17 protein-coding genes and 1 pseudogene are annotated in these 19,879 nt (G+C 63.5%); 3 read left to right on the top strand and 15 right to left on the bottom strand.

The genetic code is table 11. The annotated features are described in order from the left end of the window. Positions 1–23 precede the first annotated feature (23 nt). Positions 24–1,223: an IS110 family RNA-guided transposase gene (locus BFAL_RS00085; RefSeq protein ID WP_055426436.1), complete on the top strand. Its 1,200-nt coding sequence runs from the start codon at positions 24–26 to the stop codon at positions 1,221–1,223. 146 nt (positions 1,224–1,369) lie between these two features. On the opposite strand, the gene BFAL_RS00080 is transcribed toward BFAL_RS00085, so the two are convergent. From BFAL_RS00080 to BFAL_RS00060, 5 genes are all read right to left on the bottom strand, one after another. Next, positions 1,370–1,903 (bottom strand): hypothetical protein, encoded by a 534-nt coding sequence (locus BFAL_RS00080; RefSeq protein WP_152973431.1) that lies wholly within the window; start codon positions 1,901–1,903, stop codon positions 1,370–1,372. A 181-nt stretch (positions 1,904–2,084) separates the two neighbouring features. Continuing rightward, positions 2,085–2,282, bottom strand: coding sequence for a lichenicidin A2 family type 2 lantibiotic (locus tag BFAL_RS00075; protein ID WP_055426427.1), 198 nt, complete (start codon positions 2,280–2,282; stop codon positions 2,085–2,087). A 315-nt stretch (positions 2,283–2,597) separates the two neighbouring features. Then, complete coding sequence (locus BFAL_RS00070; RefSeq protein WP_055426426.1) at positions 2,598–3,746, bottom strand: sensor histidine kinase; 1,149 nt, start codon at positions 3,744–3,746, stop codon at positions 2,598–2,600. Further along, positions 3,740–4,408 carry a response regulator transcription factor gene (locus tag BFAL_RS00065; RefSeq protein ID WP_055426425.1) on the bottom strand — a complete coding sequence of 223 codons (669 nt, stop codon included), beginning with the start codon at positions 4,406–4,408 and terminating at the stop codon, positions 3,740–3,742. The genes BFAL_RS00070 and BFAL_RS00065 overlap by 7 nt, the downstream gene beginning before the upstream one ends. A gap of 24 nt (positions 4,409–4,432) precedes the next feature. Further along, positions 4,433–5,638, bottom strand: coding sequence for an AAA family ATPase (locus BFAL_RS00060; RefSeq protein ID WP_055426424.1), 1,206 nt, complete (start codon positions 5,636–5,638; stop codon positions 4,433–4,435). A 147-nt stretch (positions 5,639–5,785) separates the two neighbouring features. Here BFAL_RS00060 and thiD point away from each other — a divergent pair, with 147 nt between their 5' ends. Both thiD and BFAL_RS00050 read left to right on the top strand, forming a co-directional pair. Then, on the top strand, positions 5,786–6,592 hold the full coding sequence (gene thiD / locus BFAL_RS00055; protein ID WP_055426423.1) for a bifunctional hydroxymethylpyrimidine kinase/phosphomethylpyrimidine kinase: 807 nt from the start codon (positions 5,786–5,788) through the stop codon (positions 6,590–6,592). Positions 6,593–6,615: 23 nt separating this feature from the next. Beyond that, positions 6,616–7,107: a thiamine-binding protein gene (locus tag BFAL_RS00050; protein ID WP_082440208.1), complete on the top strand. Its 492-nt coding sequence runs from the start codon at positions 6,616–6,618 to the stop codon at positions 7,105–7,107. Between the two features lie 182 nt (positions 7,108–7,289). Here BFAL_RS00050 and gmk read toward each other — a convergent pair whose 3' ends face one another. The 10 genes and pseudogenes from gmk to rpsL form a co-directional block, all read right to left on the bottom strand. Next, positions 7,290–7,877, bottom strand: coding sequence for a guanylate kinase (gene gmk / locus BFAL_RS10485; protein ID WP_082440207.1), 588 nt, complete (start codon positions 7,875–7,877; stop codon positions 7,290–7,292). Between the two features lie 219 nt (positions 7,878–8,096). Then, positions 8,097–9,023: pseudogene (gene pyrF / locus BFAL_RS00045) on the bottom strand (orotidine-5'-phosphate decarboxylase); the annotation flags it as partial. 34 nt (positions 9,024–9,057) lie between these two features. Further along, the gene (carB, locus tag BFAL_RS00040) at positions 9,058–12,441 is read right to left on the bottom strand and encodes a carbamoyl-phosphate synthase large subunit (RefSeq protein ID WP_055426422.1); all 3,384 of its coding nucleotides are present in this window, start codon (positions 12,439–12,441) and stop codon (positions 9,058–9,060) included. A 1-nt stretch (position 12,442) separates the two neighbouring features. Then, on the bottom strand, positions 12,443–13,672 hold the full coding sequence (gene carA / locus BFAL_RS00035; protein ID WP_236691597.1) for a glutamine-hydrolyzing carbamoyl-phosphate synthase small subunit: 1,230 nt from the start codon (positions 13,670–13,672) through the stop codon (positions 12,443–12,445). A gap of 181 nt (positions 13,673–13,853) precedes the next feature. Next, positions 13,854–14,267 (bottom strand): transcription antitermination factor NusB, encoded by a 414-nt coding sequence (nusB, locus tag BFAL_RS00030; RefSeq protein ID WP_055426420.1) that lies wholly within the window; start codon positions 14,265–14,267, stop codon positions 13,854–13,856. 60 nt (positions 14,268–14,327) lie between these two features. Further along, positions 14,328–14,885, bottom strand: coding sequence for an elongation factor P (gene efp / locus BFAL_RS00025; protein ID WP_055426419.1), 558 nt, complete (start codon positions 14,883–14,885; stop codon positions 14,328–14,330). Between the two features lie 286 nt (positions 14,886–15,171). Next, a complete protein-coding gene (gene tuf, locus BFAL_RS00020; protein ID WP_055426418.1) occupies positions 15,172–16,371 on the bottom strand; it encodes an elongation factor Tu in 1,200 nt (399 codons plus the stop codon). A 138-nt stretch (positions 16,372–16,509) separates the two neighbouring features. Next, positions 16,510–18,633 (bottom strand): elongation factor G, encoded by a 2,124-nt coding sequence (fusA, locus tag BFAL_RS00015; protein WP_055426417.1) that lies wholly within the window; start codon positions 18,631–18,633, stop codon positions 16,510–16,512. Positions 18,634–18,664: 31 nt separating this feature from the next. Continuing rightward, positions 18,665–19,135, bottom strand: a complete 471-nt coding sequence (gene rpsG / locus BFAL_RS00010; RefSeq protein ID WP_033518539.1) for a 30S ribosomal protein S7 — start codon at positions 19,133–19,135, stop codon at positions 18,665–18,667. 5 nt (positions 19,136–19,140) lie between these two features. Then, complete coding sequence (rpsL, locus tag BFAL_RS00005; protein ID WP_003825774.1) at positions 19,141–19,512, bottom strand: 30S ribosomal protein S12; 372 nt, start codon at positions 19,510–19,512, stop codon at positions 19,141–19,143. Positions 19,513–19,879 lie beyond the last annotated feature (367 nt).

Here is a 19,879-nt window from a genome sequence, read left to right as displayed (position 1 = left end):
AACCCCATGACGGGAGGACAATGATGAGCCCGGACGACATCGACGTGTGGGTCGGCCTGGACGTGGGCAAGAGCGCGCACCACGCGTGCGCCCTCGACCGCGACGGGAACACCCTGTACGACAGGCCGCTCAAACAGGACGAGAACGCCATCCGCACGATGCTGGAACGCCTCTGCGAACACGGCCGCGTGCTGCTGGTCGTCGACCAGCCCAACACCATCGGCTCCCTGCCCCTGACCGTGGCCCGGAGCATGGGCGTCGCGGCCGCGTACCTGCCCGGAACGGCGATGCGCCGGACCGCGCAGCTCCCTCCCGGGACCGCGAAGACCGACCAGCGCGACGCGCACGTGATCGCGTGGGCCGCGCTCAGGCTCCCCGAGAGCCTCAGGGACGCCGGCCCGGACGACGAGACCCTCGCCGCCCTGAAGCTGCTCGCCGGCCACGACGAGGACCTCGCCCACGAATCCACCCGCCACATCAACCGCCTGCGGAGCCTGCTCCTGCAGACCCACCCCGCGTTCGAACGCGCCCTCAAGGGCGACCGCATCACCCGCGACGCGACCCTCGCCCTGCTCGAGCACTACGGCGGGCCCGCCGGCATGGAAAAGGCCGGCATCGACCAGGTCAGGGCGTGGGCCAAGGACAACAAGCTGCGCGCCGGGACCATCATCGACGACATGTTCAAGGCGATCGGCCAGCAGACCGTCACCGTGTCCGGCACGCTCACGGCCGAGACCATCATCCCCTCGATCGCCCATGACATCAAGACCATCAAGGACCGGCGGCGCGACCTCGCCGCGCAGGTCGAAAGGCTCCTGGAGGACCACCCTCTTCTCCGGGTCCTGACGTCGATGCCCGGGGTGGGCGTCAGGACCGCGAGCAACATCCTCCTCGGCATAGGCGGCGACGTCACCCGCTTCAAAAGCGCGGCCCACCTCGCCGCGTACGCCGGCATCGCCCCCGTCACCAGCCAGTCCGGCACCAGCATCAAAGGCGAACGCCCCGCCAGAGGCGGCAACAAACGACTCAAGAACGCATTATGGCAATCCGCGTTCGTCGCATCCACCAAACACCCATCCTCCATCGCCTACTACAAGCGCAAGCGCGAACAAGGCAAACACCACAACGCCGCCGTCATCTGCCTCGCCCGACGCCGCTGCGACGTCATCTACAGCATGCTCAAGAACGGCACCCTCTACCAGGAACCGACCCTCGCCGCCTGAACACCACGAAGGACGAACACACCGGTCGCCACCGGCGAGGCGAAGCACGCCCACGACAACCAACCAAAACCCGACACATCAACCCCCTACGGAATTGACAAAAACATAGGAACACCCCCCCAATCGGGGGGGGACAACCACGGAAATCATTTCAGAACACATACATAATGACTGTGAACATACAGGGCCAAAGACACTAGTACACCACAGGCGAAGACCAACGTCAGTGCGACGGCGGCAAATACAGAAAACACCGCAATGACGACGAACATCGTCAAAACAACCAACTCGGCGACCGCAAGTACAGGAAGAAGTTTTCCCCCACTCCAGCTAATAACCAGGAGACTTAGAGAGATGAGGGACACAGTCATGCATTCAGCCACAATCACACTCAACACAATATCTTGAAATCGCAAACCGTTCTGTAAGCCATATGGGATATATATCACCCACATCACAGCACATTCGATTGCCATGAGAATGATCGGAAGAATCATTTTCGCAAAATAATACTTCGCAAAGCCTCCGTCAATCTGATGAAGCAAACTGAATATACCGGAATTCTTATCATATTTAATTAATTCAGTCAACCCGCCGGTGATACCAAACGACCAAACCGCGCACAAATAAAACATCAGAAAGACGCTATAGCGAGATATTGCTACTGCCGCCAGTTCCACACCGCATCCTATGACCATATATAGTGATAAGCAAATAATAATACCGACGGAGCTTATCATTTGCTTGCAATCGCGAAACAGTATCGCACGAAACATATCCACACTCTTGATTCAAATAATAATAGTGTTTCGTTTCTCCGTTTAATACCGAACAGAGAGACGAAACACTATCTTCCATTACCTACTTGTGGCACTTTCCCGCCAGCGACAGCGTTGCGGTAATTCCTCCGGTAATAAGATAAGGTGAGATGGGAATAGTGACCGTAAGTGAGGAAGCCGGAGCCACGTCATCATTCCCTCTTCCCGTCAGCAGTGCCATTTCGTTATCGGACAGATCATCGAAGGACTCCCCGACAATCTGCTTTTCATTCATGCTCATGTTGAATCTCCTTATGTCATGTGATTCCCCAGTCTGAGGAACCATCACACATAATGAGGCCATTCACACCGCAACCCAACCGCTTGTCCCCCAATCGGGGGACAAGCGGTTTCCGATATCGCATGGGCACACAATTATGAACATTATCGGATGTGTACGTCATATATGAAAGGAACAACCATGCACGCCATCATTGCCGCTTTCGTCACCATCACCTTGTCATTCGCACCAACGACGGGAACAACGCCTTCTATAACTCAAACAGATGAACAACCGTCACCCACTACCCTTTTTTGCGGAATTCCAATTCCGATTCTATGCGGCCCGATCCATAAGAGGTAGTTCGCAGAACAACGACCAGATATCCTCATCCTTGCTCCACCGCATCTCGCCTCCGTAATTGCGGATACGCTTGGCCAGCAGCTCCAGTCCTCTTCCTGATTGCGGCTGTTCCATCCAACCAACCTCCTGAGGGAGTGAATTCGTCTGGGACAGCATGAATCGGCTTCCGGTCACCACCACGGTGAGACGGTAGCCGTCCCCTTCATGCCGGGCGTGTTTCTCGATGTTCGTATACGTTTCACGTAATACTTCCAGCGACAGCATGCAACGGTCGTCGACGGCCGCCGTGCACATGCCCTGAATGACGCTCTCCCCTTGGATACCCCGCGCATGCAACCGTCTGTCACCGGCATGGACGACGGACTCCAACGTCTCCATATACGATGCCTGAGGAAGCTTTCGCGTATGCGTGCCATCGTCATCCAGATAGTCGATGACCGCATGCACATCCCGCAGCGCCTGTTCCGCGTCATGTCTGATTTCCGCGACACCCCGTCTCGTCTTCTCATCACCCTCATCGGACAGATGCTGCGACTCCAGCATGATGCGCGCGAGATTGCCCGAGACCGCCTCGTGAATCCTCGATGCGACGGCGATGTCCCGCTGATAGGCTTCCAGACGCTCCCTATCCTTCTGGGCCTTACGCAGGCTGCGACGCTGCCACAGGATGATTCCGCAACAGTACGGTATCCCATACGACAACGCTATGCCGACGGCACCTTGCGGGAATGCATATCCCGTATCCTCTGGGAACCGATATATATCGTAACCGGCACTCACCACGATCGACGCGCCCGCCAGCGCATCGGACCAATGATGGGATGCATATCCGAGCAGCAGCATGCTCAGCATCAATCCCATGCCCTCGTTCGGCCCTTCGATGGCGGGGGATATCTCATCGATGCAGCACACCACCACTATCGCCCATGCCGCATACCGTTTTGCGAACGGCAATGCGAAGATCGCGGCGACATACACGGCGGAGAGCACGTTCCCCATCCAACCCGACGGAGGTTCGATGATCCATACGAGAATCTGCAACAGCCCCGTCAACGTCGTGGCGATGAGGAATATTCCCCGCGCCGTCAGGATTTTGCGTTTCAACTCGTTCCAGTTCACCATTGGCGTTTCCACCATTCATTGACCAGTTCGGAGCGGGAATGTAGACCCCACTTGCCCTGTGCTCTTTTCAGCGCCGTCGTCACCGTCGAGACTTGGATTCCGAGTCTCTTGGCGATTTCCGCGGGTTTCATCGATTTCGCATACCATTCCACGATCTCGCGCTCCCTGCCGGACAATGCCTGTTCGGACCTCTCGCCCGACGGTCCCAGACGACGCTCCGCCGCATCGACCGTATCGAAACGGATCGTATCGTCAAGCAATCCTTCGGCGAACACGCCTCCGGCCGCCACACGGGCCACGGCGTCACCCAACCGTCGGAAATCGGTCTTGCCGACGATGCCCTGCGCACCCGCTTCGGCCGCCGCCCGCGCATAATGATTCAACGAAAACGCCGTGATGGCGAGTATCGCCATCGGTCTGGTCGCGCGTGCCCGTATCTGTCGGCATACGGCCGTTCCCGGCATATCCTCAAGACTCATGTCCACCAACAGCACGTCCACGGCGTGCAATGGATCCAGCGCCTTGTCGATCGCCTTGCGTCCATCGGTCTCCGTCCAGACGACCTGCACCTGCGGCATGCTGTGCGTGATGATCGAACACAATCCGATCAACGTGATCCTGTCATTGTCGACGACGGCCAATCGCAGCGGTTCGGATGCCATTCCGCTTCTCCTATCCCGCTTCTCCTAGCCCCGGTGCGCGCGCAGCTCCGGGCGGCGTTCGACGCGTTCGAACGCGGTCGTGAGATCGCTCGCGCGGATCGCGGCGCGGCGGTCCTTGGCGGCGACGAGCGCCGCCTCCGTCCAGATGGCGCACACCTCGGCGCCGCTCCAGCCCTCGGTGCGCCGCGCGATGTCCGCGAGCGGCAGCTCCCCTTCGGTGGAAAGCGCCCGCTCCTGCACCTCGAGGATCGCAAGACGGTCGTGCTCGCCCGGCATCGGGAACGGGATCTGCCAGTCGAAGCGGCCCGGGCGCAGCAGCGCCGGATCCACGTCCTCGATGCGGTTCGTGGCGGCGACGACCACCACGTTGCCCTTGGACGCGAAACCGTCCATGAGCGTCAGGAGCTGGGCGACGAGACGCTTGCCCACGCCGTTCGTGTCGGTGTCGCGCGAGGAGGCGATCGAGTCGATCTCGTCGAAGAAGATGATGGCGCGCCGGTCGGCCTGCGCGGCGGCGAAGATCATGCGCAGCGTCTCCTCGCTGTCGCCCACGTATTTGCTCACGATGGTCGGGCCGGAGACGAGGTAGAACTGCGCGTCGGCCACGTTGGCGATGATGCGCGCCAGATGCGTCTTGCCGGTGCCGGGCGCGCCGGTGAAGATCACGCCCTTGATCGGTTTGGCGCCGATGGCGCGCATCTGCACGCTGTTGCCGAGCTGCGTCTCGATGAGCTCCTTGGCGCGCGTGACGACCTGCTCGTAGCCGCCGAACGACGAGAACGTGAGGTCCGGGTCGGCGCTCGGCGTGATCCGGTACTGTTTGATGTCGTCGTCGTGGTCGGATTCGCCGGGGCGGATGGCCGTCGGCCACAGCACGCGTTCGATGCCGAACAGGTCGGTGAACTCCACCGTGTTGCCGGGGGCGATGTCCACCGGATAGTCGCCTTCGAGCAGTTCCAGCCCGTCCGAGGTCTCCAGGACGACAGCGTCCTCCAAGGCGCGGCGCACGACGCCGACGCGGGGTTTCACCGGCCAGACGGAGGCGGGCACCTTCGTGTAGAAGCCGTCGCCGACGAGCAGCACGTCACCCACGTCGAACACCTCCTGCCGCGGGAACGTGAGCTGCGTGCTCCGCCCGTTCGGCATCGTCGCGTAATAGGCGACGCGTCCCTCGTCGAATCCGGTGATGCGCGCCAGCACGCCGTCGCGGCGCAACACGTCGTCGGACATGGTTCCCCTCTCCCGCTGGATGTTTTCCGGCCCTTGTCCGGGCCCGTTCCATCACACCACACAACCGCCGCGGAATCAAGGGAAATCCAAGGAAATCAGCGGCCGGAACAGGTGAAAAACGGGCCTTCCCCGACTAGACTGGACGGCATGCCAACACATGCAACCACCCTTCCCCCCGTGCTCGCGATCTCCGGTTCGGATTCGTCCGGCGGCGCCGGCATGCAGGCGGACCTGAAGACCATGCTCGCCAACGGCGTGTTCGGCATGAGCGTGATCACCGCGCTCACCGCGCAGAACACGACCGGCGTGCGCTCCATCCAGGACACGGAGCCGGCGATCCTCGCCGACCAGATCGACGCCGTGTTCGAGGACATCCCGCCGCTGGCGGTCAAGATCGGCATGGTGTCCGCCACGGACATCATCGACGTGATCGCCGACCGGCTCACGTTCCATCACGCGGCGAACGTCGTGCTCGACCCGGTCATGGTCGCCACGTCCGGCGCGAAGCTCATCAGCGACGACGCGATCGCCGCGTTGACGTCGAAGCTGTTCCCGCTCGCCACGGTCATCACGCCGAACATCCCCGAGGCGCAGGAGCTCACCGGCATGGCGATCGTCGACGCCGATTCGATGGAGGCGGCGGCGCGCGCGCTCGTCGCACGCTACGGCTGCGCGGCGCTCGTCAAGGGAGGGCACCACACGAACGACGCGAACGACGTGCTCGCCGAGACGGACGGCACGGTCACGTGGTTCGAGGGTTCGCGCGTCGACAATCCGAACACGCACGGCACCGGCTGCACGCTGAGCTCGGCGATCGCGTCGAACCTCGCGAAGGGCGAGACGCTGCCCGAGGCGATCCGGCACGCGAAGGAGTATCTGACCGGCGCGCTGAACGCGATGCTCGACCTGGGCCACGGCTCCGGCCCGATGGACCACGCGTGGCAGTGGCGGTGAACCCGAATATGACGCAGGAAACGATGACGCAGAACACCGACGGACACGCCACCGGACAGCCGGCTCAGTCCGCTCAGTCCGCCGCCCTCAATACCGCGACCGACCGTTTCGCTGTGAAACAGGAGGTCCCCATCGACCCGAAGACCGGCAAACCGTATCTCAACACCGTCGCCGCGATTCAGGTGTCGGTGACCGGCGCCGGATCGGAGGTCTCGCCGTACGTCTCGCAGGCCATCGAGGTGATTCGCGACTCCGGACTCCCGCAGGAGACGAACGCGCTGTTCACCGACGTGGAGGGAGACCTCGACGAGGTGCTGCACGTGGCCGGCGAGGCCGCGAAGAAGCTCGCGGGCCAAGGCTACCGCACGAGCCTCGTGCTGCACATGGACATCCGCCCCGGCTTCACCGGCCAACTCACCGAAAAACCCAAACTCGCCGACCACCTCATCGCCGAACGCAAGGCCGCAAGCGCCACACCCCCCGCCGCAAGCGCCGCAACTCCCATGGCACGGTGAACCTCCCACGGCACAACCTCCCATGGTGCGGTAAACTCCCCATGGTGCGGTCGGCGAAAATGGCGTGATTCCGCGGTTATGGAGAAAATGTGTTACCGCACCATGGGAGGGTGGCACGCACACGTGAGGGGGGCAACGCGCTTTGTGCGCGCGTGCCACCACTTGTGCGTGTCACGTGTGTGTCACGCCTCCTTGCCGTACTCCTTGGCGATGATATCCCACAGCTGGTCCGCGGCGCGGTTGACGTCGTCGTTGACGATAGTCACGTCGAACTCATGCTCGGCGGCGAGCTCGACGTGCGCGGTCTCCAGACGACGCTTGCGCTGCTCCTCGGTCTCGGTGCCGCGGTTGGTCAGACGGCGCACCAGCTCGTCGAAGCTCGGCGGGGCGATGAACACCGTCACCACCTCGAGGCCGAGTTCCGCTGCCTTCTCCTTGACGCGGCGCGCGCCCTGCAGGTCGATCTCGAGAATCGTCGGCGTGCCGACGGACATGTGGTCCACCAGCGGCTGCAGCAGCGTGCCGTAATGCGCCAGACCGTGCACGAGCGCGGTCTCGAGGAACTCGCCGGCCTTCTCCTTGTCGGCGAACTCCTCCTCGCTCAGGAACCAGTAGTTCACGCCGTTGACCTCGCCGGGGCGCGGGTCGCGCGTCGTCGCCGACACGGACACCCACACCTCGGGGTGCTTCTTGCGCAGCGCGACCTCGACGGTGCCCTTGCCCACGCCGGCGGGGCCGGTGAGCACGAGCAGCTTGCCGCCGCGCAGCACCTCCTCGTCGATCTGCTCGGCCTGCGTCTCGCCGGAGGCCTTCGCGGCCTCCGTGCTCGCCTCGGCGGCCTCGGTCGCGGCGTCCGTCGCGTCCGTGGCGACCTTGGCGGCGTCGGTGGTGTCGTTCGTATTCACGGTGATGCTCTCCCTGGTGTCCGGTTGCGTCTCGACGACGGTCTCCGGCTGCGATTCGACCGGTTCGGCGGCGGTCTTGCGGTCATCGTCGTCACCGATGCGTGTGGCCTCCAGCAGCGCCTGACGCACGTCGAGCGAAATGGCCTCAGTGGCCTCGCTCAGCGCGGCGATGTCCGGCCCGTGCGACGCGATGAAACGCGACACGGTGACGAGCACGTTGCCCTTCGTGCCTTTGAACACGGTACGCAGGTCCTTCGCGTCGGCGCCCTGCCAGCCGTATCCGGGCGACAGGATCGGTCCGGTGAAGTGCGCCGGGTCGACGCCGGTCTCGTTGATCCACTGGCCGATGGTCGCGCCGATGACGAGACCGACGGAGCCCATGCCGTCGACGTCCTCGTTGTTTTTCTGTGCGGTGGCGGCGATGCCGTACGCCACCGTCTTGCCCGCGTAGTCGCCGGTCTGGCGGATGGCGCTCTGCAGGCTTTTGCCTTCCTCGTTCGAGGTGAGGGAGGCGATGAACACGCCGCGCCCGTTGTCGAGCGCGTCGTCGATGAGCCCCTGCAGCGATCGCGCGCCGTAGTACGGCAGCAGTGTGATCGCATCGGCCCGCAACGGCGCGCCCGGCTTGAAGTAGGCGTCGGCGATGGCGGAGATCGTGGTCGACAGTCCGCCGTGCAGGCAGTCGACGATGGTGATGATGCCCATCTGGCGCGCCGCGTACAGCACACGCTCCAACGCGGCGAAGCCCTTCGAGCCGTAACGCTCGAACATCGGCGACTGGAACTTGACGGCGGCGGCGCGGCCGTTCGCGGCCTGCAGCATGCGCATGGCGAACATCTCCGCACCGTCGGCGTCGACTCCATACCCCCAGTCGGTCAACAGCTTTCGGTGCGGGTCGATGCCCACGCACAACGGACCATACTTGTCCATCGAATTGCGCAGACGCAGACCGAAGTCCGAGCGCCGTGCGAGGCGCTCCTTATCCTGTTCTTCCTGAGGGTTGGTGTTCATCGCGATCCCTTCTTTCGGGTGAAAGGAAATCTGATCAGAAATCCTTGCTTTCCAACTCGAACAGCTGCTTGGAATGCTCCTGGATGCTCATGATCTGGTAATCGTTGCGTTTGACCGCCTCGATGGCCAGCAGCACCGCGGAGAATTCCGTGATGGTGGTGAACTGCGGCAGGTCGGCGGCGATGGCGGCGGCTCGGATGGAGTAGCCGTCGGACCGCGATCCGCGCGAGTTCGGGGTGTTGAGAATCATGTCGACGGCGCCGTCCTCGATGAGTTCGACGACGTTCTTGCCGACCGAGCCCTCCGCGTGCAGCACCTTCACCGGCGCCTCCGGATCGGAGTCGACGCGGCTGGAGATCTTGTCGACGATCTTCGACTCGATGCCGTAGCGGCGCAGCACGGAGGCGGTGCCCTCGGTAGCCCAGATCGTGAACCCGAGCTCGACGAGACGCACGGCCATGAGCGGCAGCTGGCGCTTGTCGGCGTCGTTCACGGAGATGAACACGTTGCCGTGGGTCGGCAGGCCACCCTCGTAGGCGGCGAGCTGGCTCTTGGCGAACGCGTGCGGGAAGTCGCGGTCGAAGCCCATGACCTCGCCGGTGGAGCGCATCTCGGGTCCGAGCAGGATGTCCACGGTCTTGCCGACGGGCGTGCGGAAACGCTTGAACGGCAGCACGGACTCCTTGACCGCGACCTGCTGGCCGCGGTGCATGACGCCGCCGTCGCCCTTGGGCAGCAGCAGGCCGTTGGCGCGCTGATCGGCGATGGTCTCCCCCGCCATGATGCGCGCGGCGGCCTTGGCCAGCGCCACGCCGGTCGCCTTGGAGGCGAACGGGACGGTGCGCGAGGCGCGCGGGTTCGCTTCGATGACGTACAGCGTGTTCGCCATGAACGCGTACTGCACGTTAATCAGACCCTTGACGTCGCAGCCCTTGGCGATGGCGTAGGTGCCTTCCCTGAGGCGACGGATCTGGTCGTCGGACAATGTGGACGGCGGCAGGGTGCACGCGGCGTCGCCGGAGTGCACGCCGGCCTCCTCGATGTGCTCCATGATGCCGCCGATGTACAGCTCCTCGCCGTCGAACAGCGCGTCGACGTCGATCTCGATGGCGTCCTGCAGGAACTTGTCGATGAGCAGCGGGGAGGGCAGTCGTCCGGAGACGACCGTATCCGCCTGGGCCTCGGCCAGCGCGCGGTTCACGTACTTCTCGAGCTGCGCGTTGTCGTAGACGATCTCCATGCCGCGGCCGCCGAGCACGTAGCTCGGGCGCACGAGCACCGGGTAGCCGATGGCGTGCGCGGCCTCCTGGGCCTCCTCGAGGCTCAGCGCGGTGCCGTAGCGCGGCGCGTTCATCTTCGCCTTCTTGAGCACCTCGCCGAACAGCTCGCGGTTCTCCGCCAGGTCGATGGCCTCCGGGGTGGTGCCGAGAATCGGCACGCCGGCGGCCTTGAGGCGCGCGGCGAGCGACAGCGGCGTCTGGCCGCCGAGCTGCACGATGACGCCCTTGACCGGGCCCATGCGCTTCTCGGCCTCGTAGATCTCGAGCACGTCTTCGAAGGTGAGCGGCTCGAAGTAGAGACGGTCGGAGATGTCGTAGTCGGTGGAGACGGTCTCCGGGTTGCAGTTGACCATGATCGTGTCATAGTCCTTGCCGAGCTCCTGCACCGCGTGCACGCAGGTGTAGTCGAACTCGATGCCCTGGCCGATGCGGTTCGGGCCGGAGCCGAGGATGATCACGGCCTCGCGTTCGCGCGGCTTGACCTCGGACTCGTCCGCGTAGCAGGAGTAGTAGTACGGCGTGGCCGCGTCGAACTCGGCGGCGCAGGTGTCGACCGTCTTGTACACGGGGCGCAGACCGTAGGTCCAGCGCAGCTCGCGGACCGTGTTCTCGCCCTCGTCGCCGAGGTTACGCAGGTGCGCGATCTGCAGGTCGGACAGGCCGGCGAGCTTGGCGCGGCGCAGCAGGCGGCGGCTGAGCGTCTCCGCCTCGCGCACGGCTTGGGCGGTCTCGTTGATGAGCGTGAGCTGCTTGAGGAACCACGGGTCGATCTTCGTGGCGGCGAACAGCTGCTCGATGGTGGCGCCGCCCCAGATGGCGCGCATGATCTCCAGATAGCGGTTCTCGGTGGGCGTGTGGATTGCCTTGAGCAGTTCGGCGACCTCGGCCTCGGTGGGCTTGGCGCCGTCCCAGTTGAAGCCCATGTGGCGCTTGTCGATGGAGCGCATGGCCTTGCCGAGCGACTCCTGGAAGTTGCCGGCCAAGGCCATGGCCTCGCCGACGGACTTCATCGACGTGGTGAGCGTCGGATCGGCTCCCGGGAACTTCTCGAACGCGAAGCGCGGGACCTTGGTCACGACATAGTCGATGGTCGGCTCGAAGGAGGCCGGCGTGGACTGGGTGATGTCGTTGCGGATCTCGTCGAGCGTGTAGCCGAGGGCCAGCTTGGTCGCGATCTTGGCGATCGGGAAGCCGGTGGCCTTCGAGGCGAGCGCGGAGGAGCGGGAGACGCGCGGGTTCATCTCGATGACGATGATGCGGCCGGTGTCCGGGTGGATGGCGAACTGGATGTTGCAGCCGCCCGTGTCGACGCCCACGCCGCGGATGATGGCGATGCCGATGTCGCGCAACTTCTGGTATTCGCGGTCGGTCAGCGTGAAGCACGGCGCCACGGTGATGGAGTCGCCGGTGTGCACGCCGACCGGGTCGACGTTCTCGATCGGGCAGACGACCACGACGTTGTCCTTGCGGTCGCGCATGAGCTCGAGCTCGAATTCCTTCCAGCCCTCGATGCCCTCTTCGATGAGCACCTCGTCGGTCGGCGAGTAGTGGATGCCGGCGCCGGCGATGCGGTGCAGCTCCTCCTCGTCATGCGCGATGCCGGAGCCGAGGCCGCCCATCGTGAAGCTCGGGCGGACGACCAGCGGGTAGCCGAACTCCTCGGCGATGCGGTCGACTTCGGCGAGCGTGTGGGCGATGCGGGAACGGGCGGATTCGGCGCCCGCCTCGTCGACGACCTTCTTGAACAGCTCGCGGTCCTCGCCGCGGTCGATGGCCTCGAGGGAGGCGCCGATGAGCTCGACGTTGTACTTCTTGAGCACGCCGGCCTCGCCGAGCGCCATCGCGGCGTTGAGCGCGGTCTGGCCGCCGAGGGTCGGCAGCAGCGCGTCGGGGCGTTCCTTGGCGATGATCTGCTCGAGGATCGGCGTGGCGATCGGCTCGATGTAGGTGGCGTCGGCCATCTCGGGGTCGGTCATGATCGTCGCCGGGTTGGAGTTGACGAGGATGACGCGGATGCCTTCCTCCTTGAGGACGCGGCATGCCTGAGTGCCCGAGTAATCGAACTCCGCGGCCTGACCGATCACGATCGGGCCGGAGCCGATGACCATCACGGATTTGATGTCGGTGCGCTTCGGCATATCACTTACCTTCCTTGGAGTCGATGGTGTTGGCGCGTTCGCCGCGCGGATTGTTCTTCATGAGGTCGCAGAAACGGTCGAACAGGTAGGCCGCGTCGTGCGGGCCGGCCGCGGCCTCCGGATGGTACTGCACGGAGAACGCGGGAATGTCCACGCACTGCAGACCTTCGACCACGTCGTCGTTGAGATCGATGTGGCTGACGAACACCTTGCCGTAACGGCCGCCCTCGAACGGCGCGTCCACGGTCTCGCCGATCGGCGCGTCCACGGCGAAGCCGTGGTTGTGCGCGGTGATCTCGATCTTGCCGGTGGTCATGTCCTTGACGGGCTGGTTGACGCCGCGGTGGCCGAACTTGAGCTTGTAGGTGCCGAAGCCGAGCGCGCGGCCGAGCAGCTGGTTGCCGAAGCAGATGCCGAAGAACGGGTAGCCGGCGTCGAGCACCTTGCGCAGGAGCTCGACCTCCGGGCCGGCCTGTTCCGGGTCGCCCGGGCCATTGGAGAAGAACACGCCGTCCGGGTTGAGGGCGGTCAGTTCCTCGAACGTGATGGTGGACGGTACGACGTGCACGCGGCATCCGCGCTCCGCCATGCGGTGCGGGGTCATGGCCTTGATGCCGAGGTCGACTGCGGCCACGGTGTACAGCGGTTCCTTGCCCGCGAAGTCGCCGCACGGCTCGATGGTGTAGGTCTGCTTGGTGGAGACCTCGTCGTACAGGCTCAGGCCCTGCATCTGCGGGGTGGCCTTGACGACCTCGAGCAGGTCGTCGACGTCCTTGAGACGGCCTTCGGCGTCGAGGAGCGCATCGCCGGAGAAGATGCCGGCGCGCATCACGCCCGCGGAGCGCAGGTGGCGCACCAGCTTGCGGGTGTCGATGTCGGCGAGGCCGACGATGCCGTTGCGCACGAGGTCGTCGTCGAGGCTGCCTTCGGCGCGCCAGTTGCTCACGTTCGGGGAGGGTTCGCGCACCACGTAGCCGGCGACCCAGATGCGGGAGGACTCCGGATCCTCGCCGTTGACTCCCGTATCGCCGATATGCGGGAAGGTCTGGACGACGATCTGACGGTCGTAGCTCGGATCGGTGAGCGTCTCCTGATAGCCGGTCATGCCGGTGGCGAATACGATCTCTCCCGTGGTGGAGCCACGGGCGCCGTACGGCTCGCCCACATACACCTGTCCATCCTCCAATACAAGGACCGCATCGTCCTTGGTATAGTTCGCGATATCGCTCACCAAAACCCCCTTATCAATTCTCGGGTCATTCGTAACTTAGGTTATCGGCCAGCACAGACGCACACGCGCATGGTCATGCGACGCATCGCGCGTCCGCACGGGCCCGGGCGCACGGCACCTGGCCGGACGCCTCTCATAAAAACGCCTCCCATGACCGGCACGGGAGGCGTTTTGAAAAACATCAATCCAACGGCTTTTCCTTGGCCGTGCAGATGGCGGACAGGAGTCCGTGGATGAATGCGGGAGAATCCCCGTCGCACAATGTCTTGGCGAGGGAGAGCGCTTCATCGATGGCGACCTTGTCGGGCACCTCATCGTTGAAGAGGATCTCCCATGCGGCGATACGCAGGATGTTGCGGTCGACCACGCCCATACGACGGACCTTCCACCCGGTGGAATGCTTGTCCAGGGTGGCGTCGATCTCGTCGAGATGCTCCGCGACGCCCTTGACGATCTCGATGGCGTATTCGGGCAGCGGCGTCTGCGCGCCGGGCGTCTCGATGCGCTCGTCGAGAAGGGAGAGGATGTCCTGGCTCTTCTCGTCCGCTTCATACAACGTGTTCAGAGCCCTCTTGCGGGCGGTGGAACGTGCCATGCAGCTTTTCGTCCTTCGTATCGGTTAGTGCCTGTGGGACTGGGGAATCCGTGGGACGGATCAGTTCTCGCGGCCCAGGTATGAGCCGTCGGTCGTGTTGACCTTGACCTTCTCGCCTTCGTTGATGAACAGCGGAACCTGGATCTCGGCACCGGTCTCGACGGTGGCGGGCTTGGTGCCGGCGTTGGAGCGGTTGCCCTGCAGGCCCGGCTCGGTGTGGGTGATGGTCAGGACCACGGAGGCCGGCAGTTCGACGCTCAGCGGGGTGTCGTCATGGAAGGACACGATGCAGTCGGTGCCTTCGAGCAGGAACTTGGTGTCGACGATGGTCTTCGGCACGTAGACCTGGTCGTAGGTCTCCATGTCCATGAAGACCAGGTTGTCGCCATCCTCGTAGGAGTACTGGAGGTTGCGGTTGTCGACGGTCTCGAAGTCGATCTTCATGCCGGCGTTGAACGTCTTGTCGACGATCTTGCCGGAGAGCACGTTCTTGATGGTGGTGCGCACGAAGGCGGGACCCTTGCCCGGCTTGACGTGCTGGAACTTGAGGACGGTCCACAGCTGGCCGTCAAGGTTCAGGACGGAACCGTTCTTGATGTCATTGGTAGTCTGTGCCACGATTAGTCACCTATTTCTCGAAAATTATGGGGCCACCCCAAAATTTGCCTTGGCTATTATGCCACTACCCCTCTACCTCAGCATGACACGACACGGTGGACACGATGACGACCGCCGTGGAAGGATGCGAGAGCCCGGTTTTCTGGATGATGCCGTGCCGGCGCGCCGTACCGGCGGGTACGGCGAAGGCAGGGATATATACGACGGAACCCCGGAAGCCGATGGGCTTCCGGGGTTCCGTCTGTAACGCTAGTTCAAGCGCCTCCTAAGACTATCGCTGATGGAATCAGGCGATGATCTTGGTGACACGGCCCGAGCCGACGGTGTGGCCACCCTCACGCACGGCGAAGGTGAGGCCCTCCTCCATAGCGATCGGCTGGATCAGCTCGACGGTGAAGGTCGCGTGATCGCCCGGCTGGACCATCTCGACGCCTTCCGGCAGCTCGATGACGCCGGTGACGTCGGTGGTGCGGAAGTAGAACTGCGGGCGGTAGTTGGAGAAGAACGGCGAGTGGCGGCCACCCTCGTCCTTGGTCAGCACGTAGACCTCACCCTCGAACTTGGTGTGCGGGGTGACGGAACCCGGAGCGGCCACGACCTGGCCACGCTCGACATCGGTACGACCGAGGCCACGGAGCAGCAGACCGGTGTTGTCGCCGGCCTCGCAGGAGTCCATGGTCTTGTGGAAGGTCTCGATGGAGGTGACGGTGGTGTTCTGGGTCGGACGGATGCCGACGATCTCGACCGGGGTGTTGACGGCCAGGGTGCCACGCTCGACACGGCCGGTGACGACGGTACCACGGCCGGAGATGGTGAAGACGTCCTCGATCGGCATCAGGAACGGCTTGTCCAGGTCGTGGACCGGGGTCGGGATGTACTCGTCGACGGCGTCCATGAGCTTCTTGATCTGCTCGACCCACTTCTCGTGATCCGGGGCGTCGTCGTGCAGGGCGCCGTAGGCGGAGACGTGGATGACCGGGCAGTCACGGTCGAAGCCGTTCTCGTCGAGCAGGTCGCGGACCTCTTCCTCGACGAGCTCGATGAGCTCCTCATCGTCGACCATGTCGCACTTGTTCAGGGCGACCAGGATCTTCGGAACGCCGACCTGACGGGCGAGCAGCACGTGCTCACGGGTCTGGGCCATCGGGCCGTCGGTGGCGGCGACCACGAGGATGGCGCCATCCATCTGGGCGGCACCGGTGATCATGTTCTTCACGAAGTCGGCGTGGCCCGGGCAGTCGACGTGAGCGTAGTGGCGCTTCGCGGTCTGGTACTCGATGTGGGAGATGTTGATCGTGATACCACGAGCAGCCTCTTCCGGAGCGGAGTCGATCTGGTTGAAGTCGTACTCGGTGTTGAGATCCGGGTACTCCTCGTACAGAACCTTGGAGATGGCCGCGGTCAGCGTGGTCTTGCCGTGATCGACGTGGCCGATCGTACCGATGTTAACGTGCGGCTTAGTACGCTCGTACTTTTCCTTTGCCATTACTTTGTCCTCCTGGACGTTTCGTAGGGTTACTGGGTTTCTGGGTTTCGTGCCACATTGATGAGCCAGAACCCAGTCAGCGGTACACGATATTACCGCTGACTGGAGACGTGGCGCAAATCAACGTAGCTACGCGTGTCACTCGCCGCGCTGGGCCTTGATGATCTCGTCGGAGACGTTCTTCGGAACCTCGGCGTAGGAGTCCATCTGCATGGTGAACATGGCGCGGCCCTGGGTCTTCGAACGCAGGTCGCCGATGTAGCCGAACATCTCGGACAGCGGCACCTTGGCGTCGATGACCTTGACACCGGTGGCGTCGGTCATGGACTGGATGTTGCCACGGCGCTGGTTGAGATCGCCGATGACTTCGCCCATGTAGTCCTCCGGGGTACGGACTTCCACGGCCATGATCGGCTCGAGGATGACCGGCTTGGCCTTCGGGGCGGCTTCCTTGAAGCACATGGAGCCCGCGAGCTTGAAGGCCATTTCGGAGGAATCGACCGGGTGCATCTGGCCGTCGGTGACGGTCGCCTTGACGCCCACCACCGGGAAGCCGGCGAGGATGCCGGATTCCATGGCCTCCTTGACGCCCGCCTCGATGGACGGGATGAACTCCTGCGAGATGTGGCCGCCGGTGACGGCGTTCTCGAACTCGAAGGTCTTGCCCTCGGTGGTGTCGAGCGGCTCGAAGTTCATCAGGACCTTCGCGAACTGGCCGGAACCACCGGTCTGCTTCTTGTGCGTGTAGCCCTGGTCCATGACGGCCTTGCGGATGGTCTCGCGGTAGGCGACCTGCGGCTTGCCCTGGGTGCACTCGACCTTGAACTCGCGACGCATACGGTCGACGATGATGTCGAGCTGGAGCTCGCCCATGCCGGCGATCAGGGTCTGGCCGGACTCCTCGTCCGTGGTGACCTGGAACGTCGGGTCCTCTTCGGCCAGCTTGGAGAGGGCGATGCCCATCTTCTCCTGGTCGGCCTTGGTCTTCGGCTCGACGGCCACCTGGATGACCGGCTCCGGGAAGGTCATGGAGTCGAGGGAGATCGGCGCGTCGAGGGCGCACAGGGTGTCACCGGTGGTGACGTTCTTGAGGCCCACGAAGGTGTAGATGTTGCCGGCGTCGGCGATATCCACCGGGTTCTCCTTGTCGGCGTGCATCTGGAAGATCTTGCCGACGCGCTCCTTCTTGCCGCGGGTGGAATCCAGGACGGAATCGCCCGGCGTGACGGAGCCGGAGTACACGCGCACGAACACGAGCTTGCCGTAGAACGGGTGGGTGGAGATCTTGAAGACCAGGGCCGCGAACGGATCGCTCTTGGACGGCTTGCGGTCGATCTCGACGGACTCGTCGCCGGGCTTGTAGCCCTTGATGGCCGGCACGTCCTCGGGGGACGGCAGGTAGTCGATGACGCCGTCCAGCATCGGCTGGACGCCCTTATCCTTGAAGGCGGAGCCGCAGAACACCGGGAAGGCGCGCTTCTCGATGGTCAGCTGGCGGATGCCGGCGCGGACGTCCTCGACGGAGAGGTCGCCATCCTCGAAGTACTTGTTCATGAGGTCGTCGTTCGCCTCGGCGGCGGCTTCGACGAGCTTCTCGTGGTACTCGGCGGCCTTGTCCTTGTACTCGTCCGGAATCGGGTCCATGTTGTAGTGGGCACCGAGCTCGTCGCCGGTGTTCCAGTCATAGGCCTTCATCTCGACCAGGTCGATGACGCCGGTGAAGTCGTTCTCGGCGCCCATCGGCAGCTGCATGACGATCGGGGTCGCACCCAGCTTGTCCTTGATGGTGTCGACGGAGTAGTAGAAGTTCGCGCCGAGCTTGTCCATCTTGTTGATGAAGCAGATGCGCGGCACGCCGTACTTGTCGGCCTGACGCCACACGGTCTCGGACTGCGGCTCCACGCCTTCCTTGCCGTCGAAGACGGCGACGGCGCCATCGAGCACACGCAGGGAGCGTTCCACCTCGGCCGTGAAGTCCACGTGGCCAGGGGTATCGATGATGTTGATCTGGAACTTGTCCTTGGTGTCATGCGTCTGACGGTTCCAGAAGCAGGTGGTGGCGGCGGACTGAATGGTGATGCCGCGCTCCTGCTCCTGAGCCATGAAGTCCATCGTCGCGGCGCCGTCATGCACCTCACCGATCTTGTAGCTCTTGCCGGTGTAGTACAGAATACGCTCGGTCGTGGTGGTCTTGCCGGCATCGATGTGGGCCATGATGCCGATGTTACGGACGTAGTGCAGGTCCGAAAGCTCTTCAGCCATCTTTATCCTTAGTGTTCCTCAGGCTAGTGGATTACCAGCGGTAGTGAGCGAAGGCCTTGTTAGCCTCCGCCATCTTATGAGTATCCTCGCGACGCTTGACAGAAGCGCCGAGACCGTTGGAGGCGTCCAGGATCTCGTTGGCGAGACGCTCGGCCATGGTCTTCTCGCGACGGGCGCGGGAGAAGTCGGTCAGCCAGCGCAGGGACAGGGTGTTGGCGCGGTTCGGCTTGACCTCGACCGGCACCTGGTAGGTGGCGCCGCCGACACGGCGGGAGCGCACCTCGAGGGACGGGCGGATGTTGTCCAGCGCGCGCTTGAGAACGGCCACCGGCTCCTGGTCGGTCTTCTCCTTGACCATGTCGAGCGCGGAGTAGACGATGTCCTCGGCGATGGACTTCTTGCCGTCCAGGAGGATCTTGTTGATCAGCTGCGCGACGACGGTCGAGCCGTAGATCGGATCGGGCAGCACGACGTGCTTCTTAGCGGGTCCTTTACGTGACATATCTCTTACTTCGCCTTCTTTGCTCCGTACAGGGAACGACCCTGCTTGCGGTCCTTGACACCCTGGGTATCGAGCGCGCCGCGCACGATGTGGTAGCGCACGCCCGGCAGATCCTTCACACGGCCTCCGCGCACGAGCACGATGGAGTGCTCCTGCAGGTTGTGGCCCTCGCCCGGGATGTAGGCGGTGACTTCGATGCCGGAGGACAGGCGGACACGGGCGACCTTACGCAGGGCCGAGTTCGGCTTCTTCGGGGTGGTGGTGTAGACACGGGTGCACACGCCGCGACGCAGCGGGCTGCCCTTGAGCGCCAAAGTCTTCGACTTCTTCGGCTTCGGCGAACGTCCCTTGCGGACGAGCTGTTCGATGGTAGGCAACTTGAATTCTCCGATTCAGTGGTTATCTCTTGGTTCCGTGAGGCCCGCAGCATCGTGAGCCACACTTCCCTGCTGTCCGGAACCTGTTCCGAATCGGAAAGTCAGCCACTGCCCACCGGCCCGATGGCCCGTTCCTCTCTCGCCGCCGCATTGCTGCGCGCGATCCATGCGATTCACGGGATATCCCGGCCCACGCTCCTGTTACATAAGGCGCGCCGCCGGCACACACGAATATCCATAATACGATTCGCCGCGACAACGACACGCCAGCCTCCGTCGCGAACATAAAAGGCGCCCCCACTCGGCCGCTCCTTGCCTCCGCGCGATTCTGGTGCGCAAAACGACGGTTTTGCGCACCAGAATCGGG

The sequence above is a fragment of the Bifidobacterium aesculapii genome (assembly GCF_001417815.1).
Lineage (GTDB): Bacteria > Actinomycetota > Actinomycetes > Actinomycetales > Bifidobacteriaceae > Bifidobacterium > Bifidobacterium aesculapii.
Note: the sequence above shows the minus strand (reverse complement) of the source record. Positions and strands in the feature narration are given on the sequence as shown.